At 74.4% G+C, this 23,589-nt stretch carries 18 protein-coding genes and 2 pseudogenes; 12 read left to right on the forward strand and 8 right to left on the reverse strand.

Going from position 1 to position 23,589, the window contains the following annotated elements; translation table 11 throughout:
* Nucleotides 1-93: 93 nt before the first annotated feature.
* The 3 genes from IE251_RS26040 to rhaI form a co-directional block, all read right to left on the reverse strand.
* The gene (locus IE251_RS26040; RefSeq protein ID WP_189755452.1) at nt 94-1,557 is read right to left on the reverse strand and encodes a rhamnulokinase; all 1,464 of its coding nucleotides are present in this window, start codon (nt 1,555-1,557) and stop codon (nt 94-96) included.
* Nucleotides 1,554-3,593, reverse strand: coding sequence for a bifunctional aldolase/short-chain dehydrogenase (locus IE251_RS26045; RefSeq protein ID WP_189755453.1), 2,040 nt, complete (start codon nt 3,591-3,593; stop codon nt 1,554-1,556). The genes IE251_RS26040 and IE251_RS26045 overlap by 4 nt, the downstream gene beginning before the upstream one ends.
* Nucleotides 3,594-3,702: 109 nt before the next feature.
* Entirely contained in the window at nt 3,703-4,863 is a 1,161-nt protein-coding gene (rhaI, locus tag IE251_RS26050) for an L-rhamnose isomerase (RefSeq protein WP_189755454.1), read from the reverse strand.
* 275 nt (nt 4,864-5,138) lie between these two features.
* Between rhaI and IE251_RS41210 the strand changes: the two are divergent.
* The 9 genes and pseudogenes from IE251_RS41210 to IE251_RS26085 form a co-directional block, all read left to right on the forward strand.
* Nucleotides 5,139-5,762: pseudogene (locus IE251_RS41210) on the forward strand (ATP-binding cassette domain-containing protein); the annotation flags it as partial.
* Nucleotides 5,761-6,033 (forward strand): annotated as a pseudogene (locus tag IE251_RS41215) (hypothetical protein); the annotation flags it as partial. The pseudogenes IE251_RS41210 and IE251_RS41215, both read left to right, overlap by 2 nt.
* Complete coding sequence (locus tag IE251_RS41220) at nt 6,009-6,329, forward strand: L-rhamnose mutarotase (RefSeq protein ID WP_200692488.1); 321 nt, start codon at nt 6,009-6,011, stop codon at nt 6,327-6,329. The pseudogene IE251_RS41215 and the gene IE251_RS41220, both read left to right, overlap by 25 nt.
* A gap of 16 nt (nt 6,330-6,345) precedes the next feature.
* The gene (locus IE251_RS26060; protein ID WP_189755456.1) at nt 6,346-7,683 is read left to right on the forward strand and encodes a BNR repeat-containing protein; all 1,338 of its coding nucleotides are present in this window, start codon (nt 6,346-6,348) and stop codon (nt 7,681-7,683) included.
* A 54-nt stretch (nt 7,684-7,737) separates the two neighbouring features.
* Complete coding sequence (locus IE251_RS26065) at nt 7,738-8,757, forward strand: LacI family DNA-binding transcriptional regulator (protein WP_189755457.1); 1,020 nt, start codon at nt 7,738-7,740, stop codon at nt 8,755-8,757.
* A gap of 99 nt (nt 8,758-8,856) precedes the next feature.
* Nucleotides 8,857-10,155 (forward strand): alpha/beta fold hydrolase, encoded by a 1,299-nt coding sequence (locus IE251_RS26070; RefSeq protein ID WP_189755458.1) that lies wholly within the window; start codon nt 8,857-8,859, stop codon nt 10,153-10,155.
* 73 nt (nt 10,156-10,228) lie between these two features.
* Nucleotides 10,229-11,029, forward strand: coding sequence for a MerR family transcriptional regulator (locus tag IE251_RS26075; protein ID WP_189755561.1), 801 nt, complete (start codon nt 10,229-10,231; stop codon nt 11,027-11,029).
* Nucleotides 11,026-12,270, forward strand: coding sequence for a glycosyltransferase (locus tag IE251_RS26080; protein WP_189755459.1), 1,245 nt, complete (start codon nt 11,026-11,028; stop codon nt 12,268-12,270). The genes IE251_RS26075 and IE251_RS26080 overlap by 4 nt, the downstream gene beginning before the upstream one ends.
* Before the next feature lie 10 nt (nt 12,271-12,280).
* Nucleotides 12,281-13,135: a pentapeptide repeat-containing protein gene (locus tag IE251_RS26085; protein WP_189755460.1), complete on the forward strand. Its 855-nt coding sequence runs from the start codon at nt 12,281-12,283 to the stop codon at nt 13,133-13,135.
* On the opposite strand, the gene IE251_RS26090 is transcribed toward IE251_RS26085, so the two are convergent.
* Nucleotides 13,097-14,668 (reverse strand): cytochrome P450, encoded by a 1,572-nt coding sequence (locus IE251_RS26090; protein WP_189755461.1) that lies wholly within the window; start codon nt 14,666-14,668, stop codon nt 13,097-13,099. The two genes, IE251_RS26085 and IE251_RS26090, sit on opposite strands and share 39 nt — an antisense overlap.
* 119 nt (nt 14,669-14,787) lie before the next feature.
* On the opposite strand from IE251_RS26090, the gene IE251_RS26095 reads away from it, so the two are divergent.
* The gene (locus IE251_RS26095) at nt 14,788-15,396 is read left to right on the forward strand and encodes a TetR/AcrR family transcriptional regulator (protein ID WP_189755462.1); all 609 of its coding nucleotides are present in this window, start codon (nt 14,788-14,790) and stop codon (nt 15,394-15,396) included.
* Between the two features lie 90 nt (nt 15,397-15,486).
* Nucleotides 15,487-16,212: a DUF2470 domain-containing protein gene (locus IE251_RS26100; protein ID WP_189755463.1), complete on the forward strand. Its 726-nt coding sequence runs from the start codon at nt 15,487-15,489 to the stop codon at nt 16,210-16,212.
* On the opposite strand, the gene IE251_RS26105 is transcribed toward IE251_RS26100, so the two are convergent.
* The 4 genes from IE251_RS26105 to IE251_RS26120 all read right to left on the reverse strand — a co-directional run bounded on the left by IE251_RS26105 (nt 16,180) and on the right by IE251_RS26120 (nt 20,099).
* The gene (locus IE251_RS26105; protein ID WP_189755464.1) at nt 16,180-17,397 is read right to left on the reverse strand and encodes a lactonase family protein; all 1,218 of its coding nucleotides are present in this window, start codon (nt 17,395-17,397) and stop codon (nt 16,180-16,182) included. The two genes, IE251_RS26100 and IE251_RS26105, sit on opposite strands and share 33 nt — an antisense overlap.
* A gap of 92 nt (nt 17,398-17,489) precedes the next feature.
* Nucleotides 17,490-18,740 carry an FUSC family protein gene (locus IE251_RS26110; RefSeq protein ID WP_189755465.1) on the reverse strand — a complete coding sequence of 417 codons (1,251 nt, stop codon included), beginning with the start codon at nt 18,738-18,740 and terminating at the stop codon, nt 17,490-17,492.
* Between the two features lie 121 nt (nt 18,741-18,861).
* Nucleotides 18,862-19,356, reverse strand: coding sequence for an FBP domain-containing protein (locus tag IE251_RS26115; protein ID WP_189755466.1), 495 nt, complete (start codon nt 19,354-19,356; stop codon nt 18,862-18,864).
* A gap of 101 nt (nt 19,357-19,457) precedes the next feature.
* Nucleotides 19,458-20,099, reverse strand: coding sequence for a PAS domain-containing protein (locus IE251_RS26120; protein ID WP_189755467.1), 642 nt, complete (start codon nt 20,097-20,099; stop codon nt 19,458-19,460).
* A gap of 268 nt (nt 20,100-20,367) precedes the next feature.
* On the opposite strand from IE251_RS26120, the gene IE251_RS26125 reads away from it, so the two are divergent.
* Nucleotides 20,368-23,547, forward strand: coding sequence for a bifunctional cytochrome P450/NADPH--P450 reductase (locus IE251_RS26125; protein WP_189755468.1), 3,180 nt, complete (start codon nt 20,368-20,370; stop codon nt 23,545-23,547).
* The last annotated feature ends 42 nt before the right edge of the window (nt 23,548-23,589 follow it).

Consider the following 23,589-nt stretch of genomic DNA (forward strand, 5'->3'; position numbering starts at 1 on the left):
GACGATTGCAGGGTAGTCGGCGGCGTACGGCCGCGGGGAGAGCGCGGCTCACCGAGCCGCGTTCCGGCCGCCCGCCACCGGCCGGGACACGGCTCACCGGGCGGCGAGCCGTGCCTCGGCCGCCCGCCAGCGGCCGGTGTCACCCCGGGGCGAGTACCGGGTGAGCGGCTGGGTGCGGGTGAGCAGCCGGCGCAGCGCGGGCAGGTCACCGGCGAGTCCGTGCGCGCGGGCCTGCACCAGCACATTGCCCAGGGCCGCCGCCTCGGTCGCGCCCGCGACGACCGGCAGCCCGCAGGCGTCGGCCGTCAGCTGGCACAGCAGCGCGTTGCGGGTGCCGCCGCCGACGAGGTACACCACGTCCACCGGATGGTCGGCCAGCCGGGCCGCGTCCAGCACCGCCCGCCGGTGGGCGAGGGCCAGCGAGTCCAGGATGCACCGGGTCACCTCGGCCGGGGTCACCGGCACCGGCTGCCCCGACGCCCGGCACGCTTCCGCGATCCGCTCCGGCATCCGGCCCGGCGCGAGGAACGCCGCGTCCCCGGCGTCCACCACCGAACGCAGCGTCGGCACGGCCGCCGCCTGCCGCAGCAGCAGTCCCAAGTCCGGCTCCCCCCAGGTCCGTACGCACTCCTGGAGCAGCCACAGTCCCATGATGTTGCGCAGATAGCGGACCGTGCCGTCCAGCCCCAGCTCGTTGGTGAAGTTCGCCGCCCGGCTCTCCTCGGTCAGCACCGGCGCGGACAGTTCCAGGCCGGCCAGGGACCAGGTGCCGGTGCAGATGTAGGCGAACCGCTCACCCGTCGCCGGGACCGCCACCACCGCCGACGCGGTGTCGTGCGAGCCGACCGCCGTCACCGGCACCGGGCCGCGCAGCCCGGTCTCCGCCAGCACCTCGGGCCGCAGCGCCCCGGCCGGATCGCCCGGCTGCCGCAGCGGCGGGAACAGGGCGAGGTCGATGCCCAGCCGGCCGGCGACCCCGTGCGCCCAGGTCCGGGTCCGGGGGTCGACGAGCTGGGTGGTGGAGGCGTTGGTCAGCTCGGTGCCCTGCTCGCCGGTGAGCCAGTACGTCAGCAGGTCCGGGACGAGCAACACCCGTGCCGCGAGCGCGAACCTGGCGGTCGAGCGGTCCGCCGTGAGCTGGTACAGCGTGTTGAACGGCGCGTACTGGATGCCGGTCGCCGCGTACAGCTCCGCCGCCGGCACGGTCGCCCACACCTTCTCCGCGACCCCCTCGGTGCGGGCGTCGCGATAGTGGACCGGGTTGCCGAGCAGCGCCCCCTCGCCGTCCAGCAGGCCGTAGTCGACGGCCCAGCTGTCGATGCCGGCCGAGGCGAGCCGGCCACCGCTGCGGGCGCCCGCCGCCCGCAGCCCGTCCAGGACACCGCCGTAGAGCGCGAGGATGTCCCAGCGCAGCCCCTCCGGGAGCCGCAGCGGCCGGTTCGGGAACCGGTGCGCCTCGGTCAGCTCCACCGAGTCCGGGCCCACCCGGCCCACCATGACCCGCCCGCTGGACGCGCCCAGGTCGACGGCCGCGTACGCCTTCACGCCCGCGCTCATCGCAGGAACGCGGCCGCCACACCCGCGTCGACCGGGATGTGCAGCCCGGTGGTGTGCGTGAGGTCCCCGCCGGTCAGCGCGAACACCGCGTTCGCCACGTGCTCGGGCAGCACCTCGCGCTTGAGCAGGGTCCGCCGCGCGTAGAACTCGCCCAGCTTCTCCTCCGGCACCCCGTACACGGCGGCCCGCTGCGCGCCCCAGCCCCCGGCGAAGATGCCGGAGCCGCGCACCACACCGTCCGGGTTGACCCCGTTCACACGGATGCCGTGCTCGCCCAACTCGGCCGCGAGCAGCCGCACCTGGTGGGCCTGGTCGGCCTTGGTGGCGGAGTAGGCGATGTTGTTCGGCCCGGCGAAGACGCCGTTCTTGGAGACGATGTACACGAGATCGCCACCGAGTCCCTGGGCCGTCATCACCCGGGCCGCCTCCCGGGACACCAGGAACGAGCCGCGGGCCATGATGTCGTGCTGGAGGTCCCAGTCCCGGGCGGTGGTCTCCAGCAGCGGCTTGGACACGGAGATCCCGGCGTTGTTGACGACCAGGTCGACCCCGCCGAACGCGAGCACCGCCGACCGGAACGCGGCGGTGATCTGCTCCTCGGAGGTGACGTCCACGGTGACGGCGACGGCCTTGTCCGGACCGCCCAGTTCCTCGGCGACCCGCGCCGCGCCCTCGGCGTTCAGGTCGGCGACGACGACACACGCCCCCTCGGCGGCCAGCCGGTGCGCGATGGCCCTGCCGATCCCGCTGCCCGCCCCCGTGACCAGCGCGACACGGGTGGCGAGCGGCTTGGGCGCGGGCATCCGCCGGAGCTTGGCCTCCTCCAGCGCCCAGTACTCGATGCGGAACTTCTCCGCTTCCTCGATCGGCGCGTACGACGAGACCGCCTCGGCGCCCCGCATCACGTTGATCGCGTTGACGTAGAACTCGCCGGCCACCCGGGCGGTCTGCTTGTCCTTGCCGAAGCTGAACATGCCGACCCCCGGGACCAGCACGACGGCCGGGTCGGCGCCGCGCATGGCGGGGGAGCCGGGCCGGGCGTGCCGCCGGTAGTAGGCGGCGTACTCCTCCCGGTAGGCGGCGTGCAGTTCCTTCAGCCGGGCGACGGCGTCCGCCGGCGGCGCCGTGGGCGGCAGGTCCAGCACGAGCGGCCGTACCTTGGTGCGCAGGAAGTGGTCCGGGCAGGAGGTGCCGAGGGCGGCCAGCCGGGGGTGCCCGGCGCGGGCCAGGAAGTCCAGGACCACGTCGGAGTCGTCGAAGTGCCCCACCTGCGGCCGGTCCTGTGAGGCGAGGCCCCGGACGTACGGCGCGAGCGCGGCGGCCCGCTCCCGTCGCTCCGCATCGGGCAGCGCCTCGTACCCCGCGACGACCGGCCCGAACGGCTCCGCCCTGCCCCTGTCGGCGAGGAACGCCTCGGCGGTCCTGATGATGTACAGCGAGTTGCGCTCGCACTCCTCGGACGTCTCGCCCCAGGCGGTGATGCCGTGCCCGCCGAGGACGCAGCCGACGGCCCGCGGGTTCGCCCGCTTGATCGCGGCGATGTCCAGCCCGAGCTGGAAGCCGGGCCGCCGCCACGGCACCCACACCACGCGGTCCCCGAAACACTCGGCGGTCAGCTTCTCCCCGTCGGCCGCGCAGGCGAGCGCGATACCGGAGTCCGGGTGCAGATGGTCCACGTGCGCGGCGTCCACCAGGGCGTGCATGGCGGTGTCGATGGAGGGCGCGGCCCCGCCCCTGCCGTGCAGGCAGTAGTCGAAGGCCCCGACCATCTCGTCCTCGCGCTCCACCCCGGGGTACACCTCCGCCAGGGCCCGCAACCGGTCCAGCCGCAGCACGGCCAGCCCGGCCCCGGTGAGCGTGCCGAGGTCGCCCCCGGACCCCTTGACCCACATCAGCTCCACCTCACCCCCGGTCACGGGATCGGTGGCGGTGCCCTTGGCGGAGGCGTTGCCGCCGGCGTAGTTGGTGTTGCGGGGGTCGGAGCCGAGGCGGTGGCAGCGGGAGAGGAGAGCGTCGACCGAGGGGTGGGTGGTCATGGCTATCAGTTCTTTCCAGGAGAGGGGACGCTACGAAGGGGCGCGGGGAACTGCGCGACCGGCCGAAGACGGCCCGCACCCCGCGACGGAACAGCAACCCGGCAGACGCTCACGCCCCCCAGCCGGCCTGCTCCCCGCCGACCCGCTCGGCGACGATCTTCTCGGCCCACCCGGACCGGGCGTACGCGGCCATCGGGTCGGGGTCCACCCCCATCTCCTCCCGGATCTCCCGGAGCAACGGCCGCACATCCGTGCCGTACGCGTCCATCAGCACGGCGTTGGCCCCGAGCACGTCCCCCGAAGCCTGCGCCTCGGCCAACGCGTCCCTGTCGACCAGCAGCGCCTTGGCCGTGGCCTCCTGGACGTTCATCACGGAGCGGATGATCGCCGGGATCTTCGGCTCGATGTTGTGGCACTGGTCGAGCATGAACGCGACCTCGGAGGTGAATCCCCCGCCGCGCACCACCTCGTACATGATCCGGAACAGCTGGAAGGGATCCGCCGCCCCCGCCATCAGGTCGTCGTCGGCGTAGAACCGCGAGTTGAAGTCGAACCCGCCGAGCTTGCCCTCCCGCAGCAGCGTGGCGACGATGAACTCGATGTTGGTGCCGGGCGCGTGGTGCCCGGTGTCCACCACCACCCGCGCCTTGTCGCCGAGTCTGAGGCAGTGCGCGTAGGCGGTCCCCCAGTCCGGCACGTCCGTGGTGTAGAACGCCGGCTCGAAGAGCTTGTACTCCAGCAGCATCCGCTGCCCCTCACCGAGCCGCGCGTACACCTCGGCCAGCCCCTCGGCCAGCCGGTCCTGGCGGGCGCGCACATCGTCCTGCCCGGGGTAGTTGGTGCCGTCCGCGAACCACAGCTTCAGATCGCGGGACCCGGTCGCGTCCATGATGTCGACGCAGCGCAGCAGGTGGGCCACGGCCTTGCGCCGTACCGCCGCGTCCGGGTGACAGATGCTGCCCAGCTTGTAGGCGTCGTCCTGGAAGGTGTTGGAGTTGATCGTGCCCAGCCGCACCCCCCGCTCCTCGGCGTACTTCGCGAGCGCGGCGTAGTCCTCCACGGTGTCCCAGGGGATGTGCAGGGCGACCGACGGCGCGACCCCGGTGAACTCGTGCACCCGCGCCGCGTCCTGGAGCTTCTCCCACGGCGAGCGCGGCACCCCGGCCTGCGCGAACACCTTGAACCGGGTGCCCGAGTTCCCGTACGCCCACGACGGCGTCTCGACGGCCTGGGTCTTGAGCGCGGCCTTCACCGCGGCGAGGTCGGTCACTTCAGGTCTCCTGTGGATGGCGGGCGGACGACGGACCGAGCATATGAAACGATTCAGAACGGCAAGCTAGGGGCCGCCACCAGGGGTGTCAAGCACTCCGGGCGAACCCGGCCGCGGCAACCTCGCCACACGCCCTACCAGTCGAAGGTTTTTCGATCCGGACCCATTGACGTGACATGGTCACGGTGCCTACGGTCCCGGCAATCCACTTGAAACCTTTCACGACATCGCGGGCGCCCCGACGGCCCCCACGCCAGTGTCGTCGAGGAGCCCCCATGACCCGACCGCCCGACCCGGGACCGGTCCCGGTGCCGAAGGGCGTCCCCAAGTCCTTCGGCGCCGTACGCGCCCTGCGGGACGTCTCCCTGGAGCTGCGGCCCGGTGAGGTGCACGCCCTGGCCGGCGAGAACGGCGCGGGCCGGTCGACGCTGATCAAGACCCTCGCCGGGGTGCACCGCCCGGACACCGGACAGGTGCTGCTCGACGGCGCGCCCGTCGTCTCCCCCGGCCCCTGCGACGCCCGGGCCGCCGGCATCGCCGTCATCCGCCAGGAACCCACCCTGTTCCCGGACCTGTCGATCGCCGGAAACGTCTTCATGGGCCGCGGACCCACACGTTCCCCCGGCCGGACCGACCACAAGGCCGCCCGCGAGGCGACGGCCGCGCTGATGCGGCGGCTCGGTGTCGCCCTCGACCCCGAGCGGCCCGCGCGCGGACTGTCCATCGCCGGCCAGCAGTCGGGAGAGATCGCCAAGGCACTCTCCCCCGACGTCCGGGTCCTGATCACGGAGGAGCCGACCGCCGCGCTCACCGGCAGCGAGGTCGCCCGGCTCTTCGGCGTCGTGCGCACCCCGCGCGAGCAGGGCGCCGCCATGCTGTTCGTCTCCCACCGGCTTCAGGTACGTCGAGAACGGAACCGTCGAGGCCTTCGCGCTGTGGGACCCGGCCAGGCTCGGCGCGCTCGCGGCCCGCACCGCCGTCGCGCCGGCCTCCGGACAGATCAGCGGCAGGCGGGGCGAGACCTTCCGGCCCGGCGGGACGACGTACACCCTGGGCGACAACCGCGTGATCGACCTGGGCGAGCCGACCGTGTTCGACGCCCGCACCATCGACCGGTACCACTTCCGAGAGAACGGGGGCTGTTCATGCGGCGCGTGTGCTTCCTGCTGAAGGTCAGGGCGGACCGGCTCGAGGAGTACCGGGCGCGGCACGCGGCCGTCTGGCCGGAGATGCTCGACGCCCTGAAGGCGGCCGGCTGGCACAACTACTCGCTGTTCCTGCGTGAGGACGGCCTGCTCGTCGGCTATCTGGAGACCGAGGACTTCGCCGCCGCCCGGGCGCGGATGGCCGCCACGGAGGTCAACGCCCGCTGGCAGCGGGAGATGGCACCCTTCTTCGAGTCGCCGGACGGCGCCCGGCCCGACGAGGCCATGCGGCCGCTCGCCGAGGTGTTCCACCTCGCCTGACCCGGGAGTCACGCGGATGAGACCCTCGCTGACCGGTCCGGCCCGCACCCGGCTGGACGCCCGCGCCCTGTACTTCGTCTCCTACGACGGTCTGGTCAACACCAACTCCTTCCAGAAGCACGGCCTGTTGACCCACGGCGGTCACCAGTACGCCGTCTGGTACACGGCGAGCCGCGAGGCGGTCGTGGCCCGCCGCGGGCTCGGCACCACCACGTGGTCGGCCGTCACCCTGCCCCACCGGCTGAAGGCCGACGACTCCCACAACGTCATCTGCGTGGGCGTCTCCCCGGCGGACGGCCGCCTGCACCTGAACCTCGACTCCCACAGCGACGGCTTCCACTACATCAAGTCCGTCGCCGGACTCCTGGACGACCCCTCCGGCACCGCCTGGGGCCCGTCCGCCTTCGGACCCGTACAGACCACCCTGGACGGTCTGCCGCTCACCGGGCGCTTCACCTATCCGCAGTTCCTCACCACCCCCGAGGGCCGGCTCCAGTTGGCCTACCGGTCCGGCGTCTCCGGCAACGGCCGCAACGCCCTCGCGGAGTACGACGGTTGCCGGTGGACCGCGCTGGGGGAGTGGTCCGGCGCCACCGGCACGTACACCAGCGCGCACGGCTCCAGCACCGCCCGCAACATGTACCTGCACGGCCTCGACTACGACCGGCGCGGCCGGCTGCACGTCCTGTTCACCTGGCGGGAGCGGGACCCGGCCGTCCTCGCCGACGGCGGCGGACTGACCAACCACGACACCGGCTACGTCACATCCGACGACCGCGGCCGGACCTGGCGCAACGACGCGGGCGCCGTGGTGGGCACCACCGGCGGGCCGGACCGGGTCCGCGTCACCGACGCCGGCCTGGTCGTCGACCCGCTGGGCCCGGACCACTGCCTGATGAACCAGGAGAGCCAGTGCGCCGACTCGGCCGGCCGGCCGCACGCGATCGTCAGCCACCTCCCCGTCCGCCTCGGCCCGCCGGCCGGCGGCTACGCCGCGGCCCGCGCCGCCCACGCCCGCGCCCACCATCTGCGCAAGACCGGCTCCGGCACCTGGCTGAAGACCGAGATCCCCGTCCCGCTCCGCTCCAGCCAGCGCACCAGGCTGGTCCTGGACCGCCATGACAACGCCTACGCCGTGCTGCCCTACGGCCGGATCGCCGCCGCCTCCGCGGGCAGTGGGTACACCGACTGGGCGCTGCTGTTCGACGGCGCCGGGCTGAACGCGTTCGGCGAGGTCGTGGTGGACGAGACCCGCATCCGGGCGGACGACGTGCTGTCGTTCATGTACCAGGAGAAGTCCGCCGGTACGACGCCCTCGCCGCTGTACGTGGCCGACTTCGCCCTGCCGGCGTGACGGTAATGTGAGGCTCGTCCCGCCGCATCCCGTCCCCTGGAGGTCCGAAGCCCGATGGCCCAGTCGGTGGGTATCAAGGACGTCGCCCGCGCCGCCGGAGTGTCGGTGGGCACGGTGTCCAATGTCATCAACCGCCCGGACACCGTCGCCGGCGAGACCCGGGCCCGGGTGCTGTCCGCGATCGACCGGCTCGGTTACGTCCGCAGCGAGTCGGCGCGCCAGCTGCGGGCGGGCCGCAGCCGGATCATGGGGCTGCTCGTGCTCGACATGGGCAACCCGTTCTTCGTGGACGTGGCCCGCGGCGCCGAACGGGCCGCCCGGGACGCCGGGCTGGGCGTGATGGTGTGCAACAGCGCCCAGGACGCGGCCGAGGAGGCCGAGTACCTCTCGCTCTTCGCCGAACAGCGGGTGCGGGGAGTGCTGCTCACCCCGGCCGACGCCACCGGCCGCAACATCGCCGCCTTCCGCCGGCACGGCATCCCGTTCGTGCTGGTCGACCGGGTCGCCGAGGGCACCACCGAGTGCTCGGTGTCGGTGGACGACGTCGCGGGCGGCGCGCTCGCGGTGCGCCACCTGGTGGACGCCGGGCACCGCTCCATCGCCTACGTCAGCGGGCCGGGCGGGCTCAACCAGGTCCGCGACCGGCGCACCGGCGCGCTGTCCGCCCTCGCCGAGGCCGGACTCGGTCCCGAGGCGCTGCGCGAACTGCCCACCGAACGCCTCGACGTGGCCGCGGGCCGGGACGCGGGCGCCCGTCTGCTCGGCCTCGCCGACCGTCCCACCGCCGTCTTCTGCGCCAACGACCTGCTCGCCCTCGGCCTGCTCCAGGCCATGTACGCGGCGGGCGTCACCGTCCCCGACGACCTGGCGATCGTCGGCTACGACGACATCGAGTTCGCCGCCGCGGCGGCCGTCCCGCTCACCTCCGTACGCCAGCCCGCCGTCACCCTGGGCGCCCTCGCCGCCGAACTGCTGCTGGAGGAGACCGAGCGGGGCGAGCGGCCCCACGAGCACCGCCGGGTGGTGCTCCAGCCGGAGCTGGTGGTGCGCCGCTCCAGCCTGGTCGCGCGCTGACCGCCCGCCCGGCGACCGCACCGTGATCCCGGGGTGCGGCCCGCGCGCGCCCATGTGCTGAACTGGGTCGCGTCCGTACCACTCGTCCCGGGAGACCCGTTGAGCCTCAGCTACCGCCAGCCCGGTGTGGTCCTCACCGACCACCACTTCACCGTGCCCCTCGACCATGCCGATCCCGGGGGCGAGACCATCGAGCTGTACGCCCGCGAGGCGGTGGCGAGCGGCAAGGCCGGGCAGGACCTGCCCTGGCTGGTGTATCTCACGGGTGGCCCCGGCTTCGGGGCGAACCGGTTCGTCGGGCGTCAGTCCTGGCTCGACCGGGCCCTGGAGGAGTACCGCGTCCTGCTGCTCGACCAGCGCGGCACCGGCCGCTCCACCCCCGCCACCCGGCAGACGCTCCCGCTGCGCGGCGGCCCCGCCGCCCAGGCCGACTACCTCACCCACTTCCGCGCCGACTCCATCGTCCGCGACTGCGAGGCCATCCGCCCCCGCCTCACCGGCGGCGCCCCCTGGACCGTGCTCGGCCAGAGCTACGGCGGCTTCTGCACGGTGTCGTACCTCTCCCTCGCCCCCGAGGGCGTGCACACCGCGCTGATCACCGGCGGCCTGCCCTCCCTGCACGCCCACGCCGACGACGTCTACCGGGCCGCCTACCCGCGCATCGAGCGCAAGGTCGCCGCCCACTACGACCGTTACCCCGAGGACGTGCGGCGGGCCCGCCGGATCGCCGACCACCTCCTCACCCACGAGGTGGTCCTGCCGAACGGCTACCGCTTCACCGTGGAGGCATTCCAGTCCCTCGGCCTGATGCTCGGCACGACCGACGGCAGCCACCGGCTGCACCTGCTGCTGGAGGACGCCTTCGTGCGCACACCCTCCGGCCACGAGCTGTCCGACGCCTTCCGGGAACAGGCGCAGACCCTGCTGTCGTACGCCGCCCACCCGCTCTACGCCCTCGTCCACGAGTCCATCTACGGCCAGGACGACCGCCCCACGGCCTGGGCCGCCGAACGCGTCCGCGCCGAGTTCCCGCAGTTCGACGCGGCCAAGGCACTCGCCGGGGACGGCCCGGTGCTCTTCACCGGCGAGACCGTCCACCCCTGGATGTTCGAGACCGACCCCGCCCTGCGGCCCCTGCGCGAGACCGCCGGCCTGCTCGCCGCCCGCACCGACTGGCGCCCGCTGTACGACCCGGCCCGCCTCGCCGCCAACGAGGTCCCCGTTGCCGCGGCCGTCTACCACGACGACATGTTCGTCGACGCCACCCACTCCCTTGAGACCGCCGCCGCGATCCGCGGCCTGCGCCCCTGGGTCACCAACGAGTACGAGCACGACGGCCTGCGCACGGCACCCCGGGTCCTGGACCGGCTGCTGTCCCTGGTCCGCGACGAGGTATGACGGGCGGCCCGGACCGGCTTGACCCTCCCCTTACGTCAGGCCGCAGCCTGTGACCGGACGAAAGGGCGGGCACATGGGCTACACGGTGGGCCAGGTCGCGGCGTTCGCCGGGGTGACCGTGCGGACGCTGCACCACTACGACAGGACAGGGCTGCTCTCGCCCGGCGAGCGCAGCCCCGCGGGCTACCGCCGCTACGGCGACGCCGACCTGGCCCGGCTCCAGCAGATCCTCTTCTACCGGGAACTGGGCTTCCCGCTCGAGGAGATCGCCGTCATCCTGCGCGACCCGCACGCCGACGCGCTCGGCCACCTCCGTGAGCGGCAGCGCCGGCTGCGCGAGGAGATCGCCCGGCTGGAACGGCTCGCGGAGGTGGCCGAGCAGGCCATCGAAGTGCAGCGCACCGGGGTACGGCTCAGCCCCGAGGAACGCTTCGAGGTCTTCGGGGAGATCTCCTTCGACCTCAGCTACGCCACCGAGGCACAGCTGAAGTGGCGGGACTCGGCCGCGTACCGGGAGGCGATGGCACGGGCGGCCGGCCACGGCAAGGAGGACTGGCGGCGGCTGATGGCCGAGGCCGCCGCCTGGCGGACCAGCCTGCTCGCCGCCTTCGACGCCGGCGAACCCGCCGACGGCGAGCGGGCCATGGACCTCGCCGAGGAACACCGCCGCCATCTGACCCGCTGGTTCACCCCCTGCCCGCCGGACACGCACCGGCGCGTCGCCGACGACCTGGCCGCCGACCCGCGCGCCTTCGCCCTCCTCGTCCCGCCGTCACAGCAACGGCCCGGCCTCGCCGCGTACGTGAGCAAGGCGATCCACGCCAACGCCGCCCGCCGCGAAGCCGCCGGCCCGGATCCCGAGGAGCAGCCATGAGAATCCTGATCGCCACGGCCGGGTCGCGCGGCGACGTCGCCCCCTACACCGGCGTGGGCGCCGCGCTGGCCCGCGCCGGACACCAGGTGACGCTGGCCGCCACCGACGGCTTCGCCGGCCTCGCCCGCGGTGCCGGGCTGGGATTCCGGCCGCTGACCGCCGACCCAGGGGCGCACGGCGGGGCCGGGAGCCGGCGGGACCTCATGCGCACGGCCGCCGCCTTCGTCACGGAACTCGGCCGGGGGTTCGCCGACGCGGTCACCGACGACACGGACCTGCTCCTGCTGTCGGCCACCACCGCCCCGCTCGGCTGGCATCTCGCCGAGGCCGCCGGCCTGCCCAGCCTCGGCCTGTACCTCCAGCCGACCGCGCCCACCGGCGACTTCCCGCCCGTGGTCACGGGCGCCCGGTCGCTGGGCCGGGCCGGCAACCGGGCGGCCGGCCGGTTCGCGCTGCGCATGACCGACCGGATCTACGCACCGGCGGTCGCCGAGCTGCGCCGGCGGCTCGGGCTGCCCCCGCTCACCGCCGGCGCGATGCGCCGCCGCATGGAACGGGCGCACTGGCCGGTGCTGCACGGCTTCAGTACGGCCCTCGTCCCCCGGCCCGCCGACTGGCGGCCCGGCCTGGAGGTCGCCGGCACCTTCTGGCCCCACGTGGGCACCGGCGAACGGCTGCCCGCCGAGCTGGAGGACTTCCTGCGGGCCGGGCCCCGGCCGGTCCTCGTCGGCTTCGGCAGCATGGCCGCCGGGCAGGGCGAGCGGCTGAGCGAGATCGCCGTGGCGGCGCTGCGCCGGGCGGGGCTGCGCGGCATCCTGCAGTCGGGCGCGGCCCGGCTCGCCGCCGACGGGGACGACCTGTTCACCGTCGGCGAGGTGCCGCACGCCCTGCTGTTCCCGAGGCTGGCCGCCGTCGTCCACCACGCCGGGGCGGGCACCACCGCCGCCACGCTGCGCGCCGCCGTGCCCTCCGTCGCCGTGCCCACCGCGGCCGACCAGCCGTTCTGGGCCGCCAGGCTCGCCTCGCTCGGTGCCGCCGCGGCCCCGGTCCCGCTGCGCGGCCTCACCGCGGAGCGGCTCGCCGCGGCGCTCACCGAGGTGACGAGCCGGCAGGCGTACGCGGCCGCCGCCGCGCGGGCCGCCCGTCACATGGCCCTGGAGGACGGCGCGGACCGGGTGCGGGCCGCCGTCGAAGGGGTGGCCGGGCGACGCGACGGACAGGGAGCTTTCGCAGGTCAGTAGGCTGGTCCCCATGCCGGAGAAGACAACCGACCCCGCCGACCTGCGGGGCGACTGCGCACAGTGCTTCGGACTGTGCTGCGTCGCCCTGCCCTTCGCCCGCTCCGCCGACTTCGCGGCGGACAAGCCCGCGGGCACCCCCTGCTCGAACCTCCGGGACGACCACCGCTGCGGCATCCACGCCCGCCTGCGGCAGCAGGGCTTCACCGGCTGCACGGTCTACGACTGCTTCGGCGCCGGGCAGAAGGTGTCCCAGGTCACCTTCGGCGGACGGGACTGGCGCGGCGCGCCGAAGGAGCACGCGCGCCGCATGTTCGACGTGTTCCCGGTCGTCCGGCAGCTGCACGAGCTGCTGTGCTACCTGACGGAGGCGCTGGGACTGCCCGCCGCCGCGCCCGTCCACCCCGAGCTGCGCGGGGCCCTGGAACACACCGAGCGGCTCACCCGGCAGGGTCCTGAGGAGCTGGCCGCGCTCGACGTGGCCGCGCACCGGCAGGAGGTGAACGTGCTCCTGCTGCGCACCAGCGAGCTGGTCCGGGCGGGCGCCACCGGCAAGGGCAAGGGCAAGGGGAAGGCGAAGGGCAAGGACCGGCGGGGCGCGGACCTGATCGGCGCCCGGCTCAGGGGCGCCGATCTGCGCGGGGCGAGCCTGCGCGGTGCCTGCCTCATCGCCGCCGACCTCACCGGGGCCGACCTGCGCGAGGCGGATCTGATCGGCGCGGACCTGCGGGACGCCGATCTCACCGACGCGGACCTGACCGGGGCCTTCTTCCTCACCCAGCCGCAGGTCAACTCCGCGCGGGGCGGCGCCGGTACGCGTCTGCCGGCGTCAGTCACCCGCCCCGCGCACTGGACAGCGGCTCGCTGAACGGGGTTCGGCCGGGTGCTGCCGCCGGGCGGTGGCGGGTTCGTCCTGGCCCAGGGGGACCGTCTGCGGGGTTCCTCCGGGGGGCCGGTGCCGTCGCTCCAGCCGTAGCCGCAGCCCCTCCGGCATCAGGGTCAGGCGTTCGGTGACGGTCAGGCGGTAGCCGGGGTCGGCGTGCAGCTCGTAGCGGCGCAGCAGCAGACCGAGGACCAGGGTCGCCTCGTGCAGGGCGAATTGCCGTCCGATGCAGGCCCGGGCCCCGGTGCCGAACGGCTTGAAGGTGTGCGGCGGACGGGCGCGTACGGCCGCCGGGGTGAAGCGGTCCGGGTCGAACCGCTCGGGGTCCGGGCCCCACACCTCCGGCGCGCGGTGCAGCATCGGCGTCAGCACCAGGGCCCACGCGCCCCGGCGCATCGGGTGCTCCCCGGCCAGGACGGTGTCCTCGCGGGCCTCCCGGGCGAAGGCGGGCGCGGTCGGCCACAGCCTGAGCGACTCGTCCAGCACCCGGCGGACGTAGCGCAGCCGGGCGACCTGGTCGTAGCGGGGGTGCGGGGTGTCGCCCCAGACGCGGTCCACCTCGGCCCGGGCCCGCGCGGCGATCTCCGGGTGCCGGGCGAGGTAGTACAGGGCGAAGGAGAGCGCGCCCGAGGTGGTCTCGTGGCCCGCCACCAGGAACGTGATGACCTGCTTGCGGACGTTCTGCGCGGACAGCCGTTCCCCGGTCACCGGGTGCGCGGTGGCCAGCATGCGGTCCAGCAGGTCCCCCTCGCCGGGCCCGGACCGGCGCCGGGCCGCGACCAGTTCGTCCACCGTGCGGTTCAGGCAGGCCATGTCGGCCGCGTTGCGCCGGGTCGCGCCGCGCAGCAGCAGCGGGGCCAGCGGGACGGGGACGGTGTTGAGGCGCTGGGCGTAGCCGAGGGTGCCGACCATCGCGGTGACGAAGGGGTGCGGCCGGTCGCGTTCGAAGGAGCCGAAGTCGTGTCCGAAGCCGGTGCGCGCGATGGTCTCCAGGGTCAGCCGGGTCATGTCGCCGGGCACGTCCACCGTGTGCCCGGCCGCCAGCCGCCGGTCCCAGTGGTCGGTGAGCCGGCCGGCCACGGACAGCATCATGCCGTGGTAGCCCTCCATGGCCTCCCGGCTGAACCCGGGCGCCAGGACGTCGTGCGCCAGCTGCCAGTTGGGCTCGTGGTTGTAGGCGGTGAACAGGCCGTCCCCGGCCACCGGCCGCAGGTTGGCGACGCCCAGCCCGACGTGCTTGGCGAACCGTGTCTCGTCGGCGAGGTCGGCGACCAGCCGGGCCCCCCACACGAGCACGAACTCGTTGCCGAAGACCCGCCGCCGGAAGATCGGGCCCAGCTCGCGGGCGTGCCGCAGGGAGTCCTGGAGCGGGCGGTGCCGGTCGATGCCGAGCACATCGCCGAGCAGCGGCAGCCGGCGCGGCGGGTGCGGTATGCGATGTAGCTCGGGCCAGCCCCGCTCGGCGCTCCGGAAGCCCTTCGGCGGCCGGTTCCCCCTGGTCTTCGTCGTCTCCGCCATGCCTGATCCCCCTTGATCCAGCGGATGGTTGACGCCGCCCCCGCACGTGTTGGACGTGGGTTCAATAACGCGTTTCAGTGTGGTGCCGTATGAGAACCGGCGTCAAGTAGAGTGACGCCATGCCCGCGAACGAGGGGGAGCGCGCCCGGCGCCGGCTCAGTACCGAAGAGCGCCGTGAGCAGTTGCTGTCGGTCGGCGCGAAGCTGTTCTCCGAGAGCGCCTACGACGATGTGTGGGTGGAGCGGGTCGCCGAGATCGCCGGGGTGTCGCGGGGGCTGCTGTATCACTACTTCCCCACCAAGCGGGAGTTCTTCGCCGCGGTCGTGGAGCGCGAGAGCGAGCGGATGCTGCGGATGACGGCGGCCGTGCCCGGGGTGCCGGTGCGCGAGCAGCTGACCGCCGGCCTCGACGCCTATCTCGGCTATGTCGAGGCCCACGCACACGGCTTCCGCGCCTTCCATCGCGCCGCCGCGGCCGGCGACCCCGCCGTGCGCCGCGTCTACCGGCGGGCGCTGGCCGCGCAGGAGCGGCAGATCCTGGCCGCGTTCGCCGCCGACCCCGAGTTCGGGCCGGTCGTCGAGAACGCCCCCGAGATGTGCCTGGCGGTGCGCGGCTGGCTCGCCTTCACCACCGCCGTGTGTCTGGAATGGCTCGGCGGGAAGGGCGAGTTGGGCCGTGAGCGGGTGCGCGACCTGTGCGCCCGCGCGCTGCTGGGCGTCCTCGCGTGACCCGGACCGGCTCCGTCCGCCGGTGCGGCGCGGTTGGCGCGCGCCCCGAACTCCGATAGGTTAGGCAAGGCTTACCTAAGGAGGTCTGGGATGGGTGACACGCAGGACTGGACGGCCGCCCCCGGCGCGGCGGAACGGGCGCGCTCGGTGCTGTCCCTCGCGTGGTCGTGCGCGGTGACCGCGGACGGCGTCCGCGAGGAGTACGCCGGAGCGCACACCGTCACCGAGGACGGCCGGGTGCGGCTGACGGTCCCCGACGACAGCGGCCTGTTCGCCGCGTCCCTGTGCGCCCCCCGCCAGGAGCCCTCCGCCCTGCTGGAGTTCGCCGACGTCGCCCCCGTACCGGTGTGCCACCGGATCCGGGCCCGGCTCTGGCTCTCCGGCCGGCTCGCCCCCTCCGAGGGCACCCTGCTCTTCAGCCCCACCCGCGTCGTGCTCCGGCAGGCATCCGGGCCCGTCGTCGTCGACCTCGACGAGTTCGCCGCCGCCCGGCCCGACCCCCTCGCCGGGGCCGAGGCACGGCTGCTCACCCACCTCGCCGACGCCCACCCGGACGCCGTCGAGCGGCTCAGCCGCCTGGTGCGGCCGGAGAGCCTGCACGCCGCGACCCGGGTGGTCCCGCTCGCCGTCGACCGGCACGGACTGACCCTGCGCATCGAACGCACCCGCGCCCACGGTGATGTACGACTGCCCTTCCACGCGCCCGCCGACGACGTCCCCCAGCTCACCGAGCGCGTGCACGCCCTGCTGGCCCAGGCCGCCGCCACGGGCTGCCCCCGGGCGCTACAGCGGCAGCGCGCAGACGGCGACGGGTGACGCGAACGGCTCGCCGGCCGGGCTCAGCCGCCCACTGCCCGCGTCGACGTGGAAGACGGTGACCGTGCCGGAACGCTGGTTCGCCGCGAACAGCAGCCGGCCGTCCGGGGAGAACGCGATCTGCCGCGGGAAGTCCCCGCCCACCGGCACCGTCCCCAGCAGCCGCAGCCGGGCCCCGGCCGATTCCACGGCGTACCGGGCGAGGCTGTTGTGGCCCCGGTTGGCCAGGAACGCGAACCGGCCGTCCGCCGTCACCAGCAGCTGCGCCGGATAGTTGGTGCCGCCGTCCGAGCCCGTAGGCTGCGGCGCGCCGACGCTCAGCCGCCCGGAGCGCGGGTCGTAGGCGCACACGGCCACCGTGTCGTCCAGCTCGTTGGCCAGGTAGGCGTACCGGCCGCCGGGATGGAAGGCCAGATGGCGCGGGCCCGCGCCGGGCCGGGTCTGCGCCCGGGCGGCCTCCGCGAGCGTGCCCCGCACCGGATCCAGGCGGTAGGTGTAGACGGTGTCGGTGCCCAGGTCCACGGCGAGCACGTGCCGTCCGTCGGGACTGGTGACGAACTGGTGCGCGTGCGGCCCCTGTTGGCCGGGACCGGGCGGCGGCGAGGTGTGCGTGACCCGGTCGGTGCGCTCGCCCAGGGCCCCCGAGGCGTCGATCGGGTGCACCGCGACGCTGCCCGAGCCGTAGTCGGCGCTCAGCAGCCAGCGGCCGGTGGGATGCACCGACAGATGGCAGGGACCCGCGCCGCCGGTGCTCCGGGTGCCGAGGACCCGCCGGTCGGCCAGGCGCACGGCCGTCACCGCGCCGTCCTGCCGCTCGGCCACCGCGTACAGTGTCCGGCCGTCCGGGTGCACGGCCAGATACGACGGGTCGGACACCCCGGTCAGCGTGCCCTCCCCGGTGATCCGGCCCGTCCGGGGGTCGTACGACGCGATGCCGATGCCGGTGCCGCCGCCCGCCACGGAGGTGTAGGTGCCGATGTACAGCGGGCGCGGCCCCGACGCACCCCGGGACGGCGCGGCGGGTTCCGGCGCACCCCGCGTCGCCCGGACGTCCGCCGCCGGGGTCGCCCGGCCCGTGCACGCGGTGACCGCGGCCGTGCCGGCCACGGCCCCGACGAACCGGCGCCTGGTCCACCCGCCGCCGCTCTCCCGGCTGCCCGCGGACGTCCGTGACTGCGTCTCCATGCCCCACCTCAGGTCGTCGGCCGGCCCGCTCCTGACAGGACACCTTGGCCCGCACCCGCCGCCAGGGGCAACCCGTGCGGCCCCGGCGCACCTCACCGGGAACGGCTGCCGAGGCCCGCGCGATTGCGCCACAGCTCCTCCTGGACGCCGAGCCAGTCGCGCAGCCGGGCCAGCCGGGGCAGCTTGGCCCGGTGCTCGCGGGAGACCCGGTCCAGCTCCTCCAGCAGGCGCCGGGTGCGGTGCTCGGTGTTCAGCTCGTCGATGATCCTGGTCGTCTCGGTCAGCACGGCACCCAGCAGCTGCCAGTCCGTCCAGTCCTTGGCGATCTCCTCCCGGAGCAGCTCCGCCAGCCGGTCCCGGGTGCCGGCCGCCGTGTGCAGCTCGGCCGACAGCCGGGCCTCGGCCGACTCGGCGTCCTCGCTCAGATGCGTGGTCACCAGCACCGCGAAGCTGACCACCGCGTCGGCGATCTCCGACAGCAGTTGCTCCACGGTCGCCCCCACCCGGGGCGGGAACAGGTCCTGCGCGCCACGGGCCTTCGCCAGGTCGGTGAACGAGCGGGCCAGCACCCGCAGCACCACCGTGCAGATCTCCAGCGTGTCCAGACCGGTGCGCAGCACCACCCGGTGCAGCAGCCCCTCCTTCACCCGCGGATTGAGCCGCAGACTGTCCTCCGCCTGCCGCAGCGCCGCGTCCACCCCCGTGATGTCGTGGTCCAGCCGGCGTGCCTCGTGCAGCCGCTCGGCCGCCCGCTGCCAGGGGACCCGGCCCGCGGCCTCCTCGCCCATCCGCAGCATCAGCTGCCGCACCCGCCGGGCCAGGCCCTCGATGGACCGGCCCGCCTCGTCCACCCACACGGGCGGTGGCAGCAGCAGATTGCAGGCGGTGCCGACGGCCGCGCCGATCAGCGTCTCCACGATCCGGGCCCACGCGGTGTACCCGACCGTGGCGCCGAGCACCAGCATGGCGCTGATCGCCACCTCGGCCGTGTACTCGTCCACCCGTACCAGCCGGCCCACGCCCAGCGAGGCCACGATGAGCAGCGCCAGGCTCCACCAGGTCAGCCCCACCAGCACACTGAACGCGATGGCGACCAGCACACCGGCGACCACCGAGTTCACCCGGCGGATGCCGTTGGTCAGCGTGGCGTAGAACGTCACCTGGACGACCAGCAGCGCGGTCAGCGGCGCGGTGAGCGGGGCCGGCTCCGGGCTCAGCCGGAGCGCGATGACATAGGCGACCGACGCGGCCGCGGCCGACCGCAGCGTCTGGACGACCGCCGGGTCCCGGCGACGCCTCAGTACCTGCCGCAGGTCCGGGCTCCACTTCCGTACGTTGATCATCCTTTGGCCTGTTCCCGTTACCCGGGCAGGTCGAACGTGGCCGTTCGCGGTCTGTTTCCGGCCACGCCCGCCACGGCGTGGGCCGGACGGCCCTCAGATGTACGGCTTGTCCGGGAAGGGCTCAGACATACAGCTTGTCCAGGAAGGCGAAGAGGTTGTCCCGGGTCCGGGCGATCTGTTCCTCCAGGGTCAGGCTCTCCTCGAACCGCACCCCGGACTCCGGCACCTTCCTGCCTCGCACATACAGCGAACACGCCAGGTCGGTGCACATGTACAGCCCGACCGAGTTCCCCTCCCGGCCGGCCGCGCCCGCCTTGCGCGCGGTCATCAGCGACACCCCGCCGCCGGGATGCGTGGTCAGGCACACCGAGCACAGGCTGCGGTGCAGGAAACTGCGCTGCGAGGACGGGTAGCGCAGGGCCACACCGGTGAGACGGCCGTCGCGCTCGGTGACCAGATAGCTGCGGTCGGGCGCGCCGGGATCGCGCCAGCCGAGGAAGTCCAGATCGTCCCAGGGGCGTTCCCCGAGATCGCGCGGCACGGCCAGACGCTTGGCCTCGCCCTTGGAGCAGTTGACGAAGGAGGCGCGGATGTCCTGCTCGGTGAGCGGTCTCATGGGGGGTCCTTCCGGATGCGACGACACGCTGCCTAGGGGTCCTAGGCGGACAGCTATCGTATTTAGCCCCAATGGAGTGTGCTAATGGTTTTCCGCAGGGGCTACTCGGACTCCTCCGCCCGCGCCCTCGGGGGCCAGACCCCGGGCAGCAGCACGCCCAAGGCGTAGGCGCGGGCGACCAGTTCGGTACGGTTGGCGGCGCCCCAGCGCGCCGACAGCCGCCGCAGGTGATACGTGACACCGTCCCTGCTGAGACCCAGCTCACGGGCGGCGCGGGCGGTGGTGGCCCCGCCGGCCAGCAGCGCCAGCACCTGCCGCTCCACCTCCGTGGTCGGCGCCGGCTCGGACCCGGGCGCGGTGCGCTCGCCCAGCACCCGCAGCATCACCAGCAGCGCCGGTGTCTCCTGCGCGCTGTCGCTCACCGGATCCGCGGTCAGTTCCCCGTACCGCTCCGCCCCGCCGGGCGCCCGCCAGCACACCGACACCTGGTAGCGGGAACGGTGCCGCAGCCGCAGCGCCTCGGCGATCCGCTCCACCTGGCCGGCCTCCTGCGGCCGGAACAGCTCCAGCACCTGCCGGCCGCGCAGCCGGCCCGGGGTGGTACCGCACTCCGTGGCCATCGCGGGGTTCGCCAGCACCACCTGGCCGTACACATCGCACACGGCCACCGGCACCGACACCCGGTCGAACACCAGCAGCGCGCGATTGCGCCAGGTCACCGCGTCGGCCCGTCCCGCCTCCATCGCACCTCCCGGTCCGCCGGCCGCCCGCCCATCAAAGAGGAAGAGGCAGGTCAGCGGCAACTCGGGGCCTCGGCGGGCGCGGCCTTCCCGGCCGCGCGGCGATCAGCCGTACCCTGCCGCGGGCGGCAGGCGACGGGTGCGCGGGCGGCGCAAGGGCCGTCGCCGACTTTCCCCTACACGATCGTGTAGTGCCGTGGCGCCGGCCCGGCCCGTCCGTCGACCACCCTGGAACGCAGGAGTCCGTTCCCGCGAAAGGCAGTTGTCGCGCATGCCCCCCACCGCACTGCACCCCGAGCCCGCCGCCACCCTGCCCGGCGTCCCCGTCGTCGACATCACCGCCACCGGCCCCGGCCGGACCCCCATCCAGCAGGTGATGGAGCTGATGCGGGAGCACGGACCGGTCCTGGTGCGCCGGCTGCACGGCCGGGACGCGCTGTTCGTCGCCGACACGGACCTGGTCGCTGACCTCGCCGACGAGGAGCGGTTCGCCAAGCACGTCGGACCCGCCCTGGAGAACGTCCGCGAGTTCGCTGCCGACGGCCTGTTCACCGCGTACAACGACGAGCCCAACTGGGCCAAGGCGCACGACATCCTGATGCCCGCCTTCGCGCTCGGCTCGATGCGCACCTACCACCCGGTGATGCTGAAGGTGGCCCGCCGCCTCATCGACTCCTGGGACCGGGCGGCCCGGGACGGCCGGCCCGTCGACGTGCCCGACGACATGACCCGCATGACCCTCGACACCATCGGACTGGCCGGATTCGACTACGACTTCGGCTCCTTCGAGCGCGCCGAACCGCACCCCTTCGTGGAGTCGATGGTCCGCTGCCTGGAGTGGAGCATGACCCGCCTGGCCCGCACCCCCGACGGGGACCACACGGCCGCCGACGCCGCCTTCCGGGCCGACGCCGACTACCTCGCCCGGGTCGTGGACGACGTCATCGCCGCCCGCACCGGCACCGACCAGAGCGGCGCGCAGGACCTGCTCGGGCTGATGCTCAGCGCCCCGCACCCCGCCGACGGCACCACCCTGGACCCGGCCAACATCCGCAACCAGGTCATCACCTTCCTGATCGCCGGCCACGAGACCACCTCCGGCGCCATGTCCTTCGCCCTGTACTACCTCGCCAAGCACCCCGCCGTGCTCCGGCTCGTCCAGCGCGAGGCCGACGCGCTGTGGGGCGGCGCCCCCGACCCCGAGCCGACGTACGACGACATCGGCCGGCTCACCTACACCCGCCAGGTCCTGAACGAGGCGCTGCGGCTGTGGCCGACGGCCGCCGCGTTCAGCCGGCACGCCCGCGAGGACACCCTGCTCGGCGGCCGGCTCCCGCTGCGCGCCGGGCAGGCCGTCACCGTGCTCGCGCCGATGCTGCACCGCCAGACCGTGTGGGGCGACAACCCCGAGCTGTTCGACCCCGAGCGGTTCACCCCCGAGGCCGAGGCGGCCCGCCCGGTGCACGCCTACAAGCCGTTCGGCACCGGCGAACGCGCCTGCATCGGACGGCAGTTCGCGCTGCACGAGGCGACCATGCTGCTCGCCCTGCTGGTCCACCGCTACCGGCTGCACGACCACACCGGCTACCGGCTCACCGTGAAGGAGACCCTCACCCTCAAGCCCGAGGGCTTCACCCTCACGCTCACCCCGCGCACCGCCGCCGACCGCGCGCACGCCCCGCTGCCCGGTACCGCCCCCGCGCCCGTCCAGGACACCCCGGCCCCGGACACGCTCCCGGCCCGGGTCCGCCCCGGCACCCGCGCCCTGTTCCTGCACGGCAGCAACTACGGCACCTGCCGTGACTTCGCCGCCCGGCTCGCCGACGAGGCCGCCGCCGTCGGCTGCGCCACCGAGGTCGCCGCGCTGGACGCCTACGCGGACGGCCTGCCCGCCGACCGGCCCGTGATCATCACCGCCGCCTCCTACAACGGCCGCCCCACCGACGACGCCACCGCCTTCACCGCCTGGCTCGACGGCACCCCCGACCTGACCGGCGTGACCTACGCCGTCCTCGGCGTCGGCGACCGCAACTGGGCCGCCACCTACCAGCAGGTCCCCACCCGCGTCGACGCCCGCCTCGCCGAACTCGGCGCCACCCGGCTCACCGAGCGCGCCGCCGCCGACGCCTCCGGCGATCTCACCGGCGCCGTACGGGAGTTCACGGACCGCCTGCGCACCGCGCTGCTCATCCAGTACGGCGACCCGGACGCCGGGACCGGCACCCCGGAGGAGCCCGCCCACGCCTACGCGGTACGCACCCTGACCGGCGGCCCGCTGGACGCCCTCGCCGAACGCCACGGCCTGGTCCCGATGACCGTCACCGAGGCCCACGACCTCACCGCGCCCGGCCACCCCCGCACCAAGCGGTTCCTGCGCATCGCCCTGCCCGAGGGCGTCACCTACCGCACCGCCGACCACCTGACCGTGCTGCCCGCCAACGCGCCGGAGCTGGTGGACCGGGCGGTCGCCGCGTTCGGTCTCGACGCCGACGCCGTCCTGGACATCCGGGCCACCCGCCCGCGCCGAGACGGCCTTGCTGTCGACCGGCCGCTGACGGTACGCGAACTCCTCACCCACCACGTGGAGTTGCAGGAACGACCGACCGACCGGCAGCGGGCCCTGCTCGCCGAGGCCAACCCCTGCCCGCCCGAGCGCGCCGCCCTCGCCGCCCTGCCCGGCGACGACCCGCGCACCCTGCTGGAGCTGGCCGAGGACCACCCCGCGCTGCGCGGCGCCCTCGACTGGCCGGCCCTGCTCGACCTGCTCACCCCGCTGCGCCCCCGCCACTACTCCATCTCCTCCGCGCCCGCGGCCGACGCCCGCCACGCCGACCTCATGGTGTCCGTGCTCGACGCCCCGGCACGCTCCGGCAGGGGCCGCTACCGGGGCACCGGTTCCGGCCACCTCGCCTCGCTGCGGCCCGGCGACACCGTGTACGCCCGGGTCCAGCCCTGCCGTGAGGCGTTCCGCGTCGACGGCTCGGCGCCGGTGGTGATGGTCGCCGCCGGCACCGGTCTCGCGCCGTTCCGGGGCGCCGTCGCCGACCGGCTGGCCGCCCTCCGCTCGGGCGCCGAACTCCCGCCCGCCCTGCTGTACTTCGGCTGCGACGCGCCCGACGCCGACTTCCTGCACGCCGACGAGCTGCGGGCCGCCGAGCGGGCCGGTGCCATCGCGCTGCGGCCGGCCTTCAGCGCCGCCCCCGTGAACGGGGCCGCCTTCGTCCAGCACCGCATCGCCGCCGAGGCCGACGAGGTGTGGCGGCTGCTGAGCGCCGGGGCGCGGGTGTACGTGTGCGGCGACGGCGCCCGCATGGCACCCGGCGTCCGCGAGGCGTTCCGTACCCTGTACCGGGAACACACCCCGGACGCCGACGCCGAGCGGGCCGAGCGCTGGCTCGACGCGCTGGTGGCGGACGGACGTTACGTGGAGGACGTGTACGCGGCCGGCTGAGCCCGGGCGTGGGGGAGGGGCACGGTGGGCGATTCCGGCGGG

Origin of the sequence: Streptomyces eurythermus (assembly GCF_014649115.1) — a bacterium.
GTDB classification, from domain to species: domain Bacteria; phylum Actinomycetota; class Actinomycetes; order Streptomycetales; family Streptomycetaceae; genus Streptomyces; species Streptomyces eurythermus.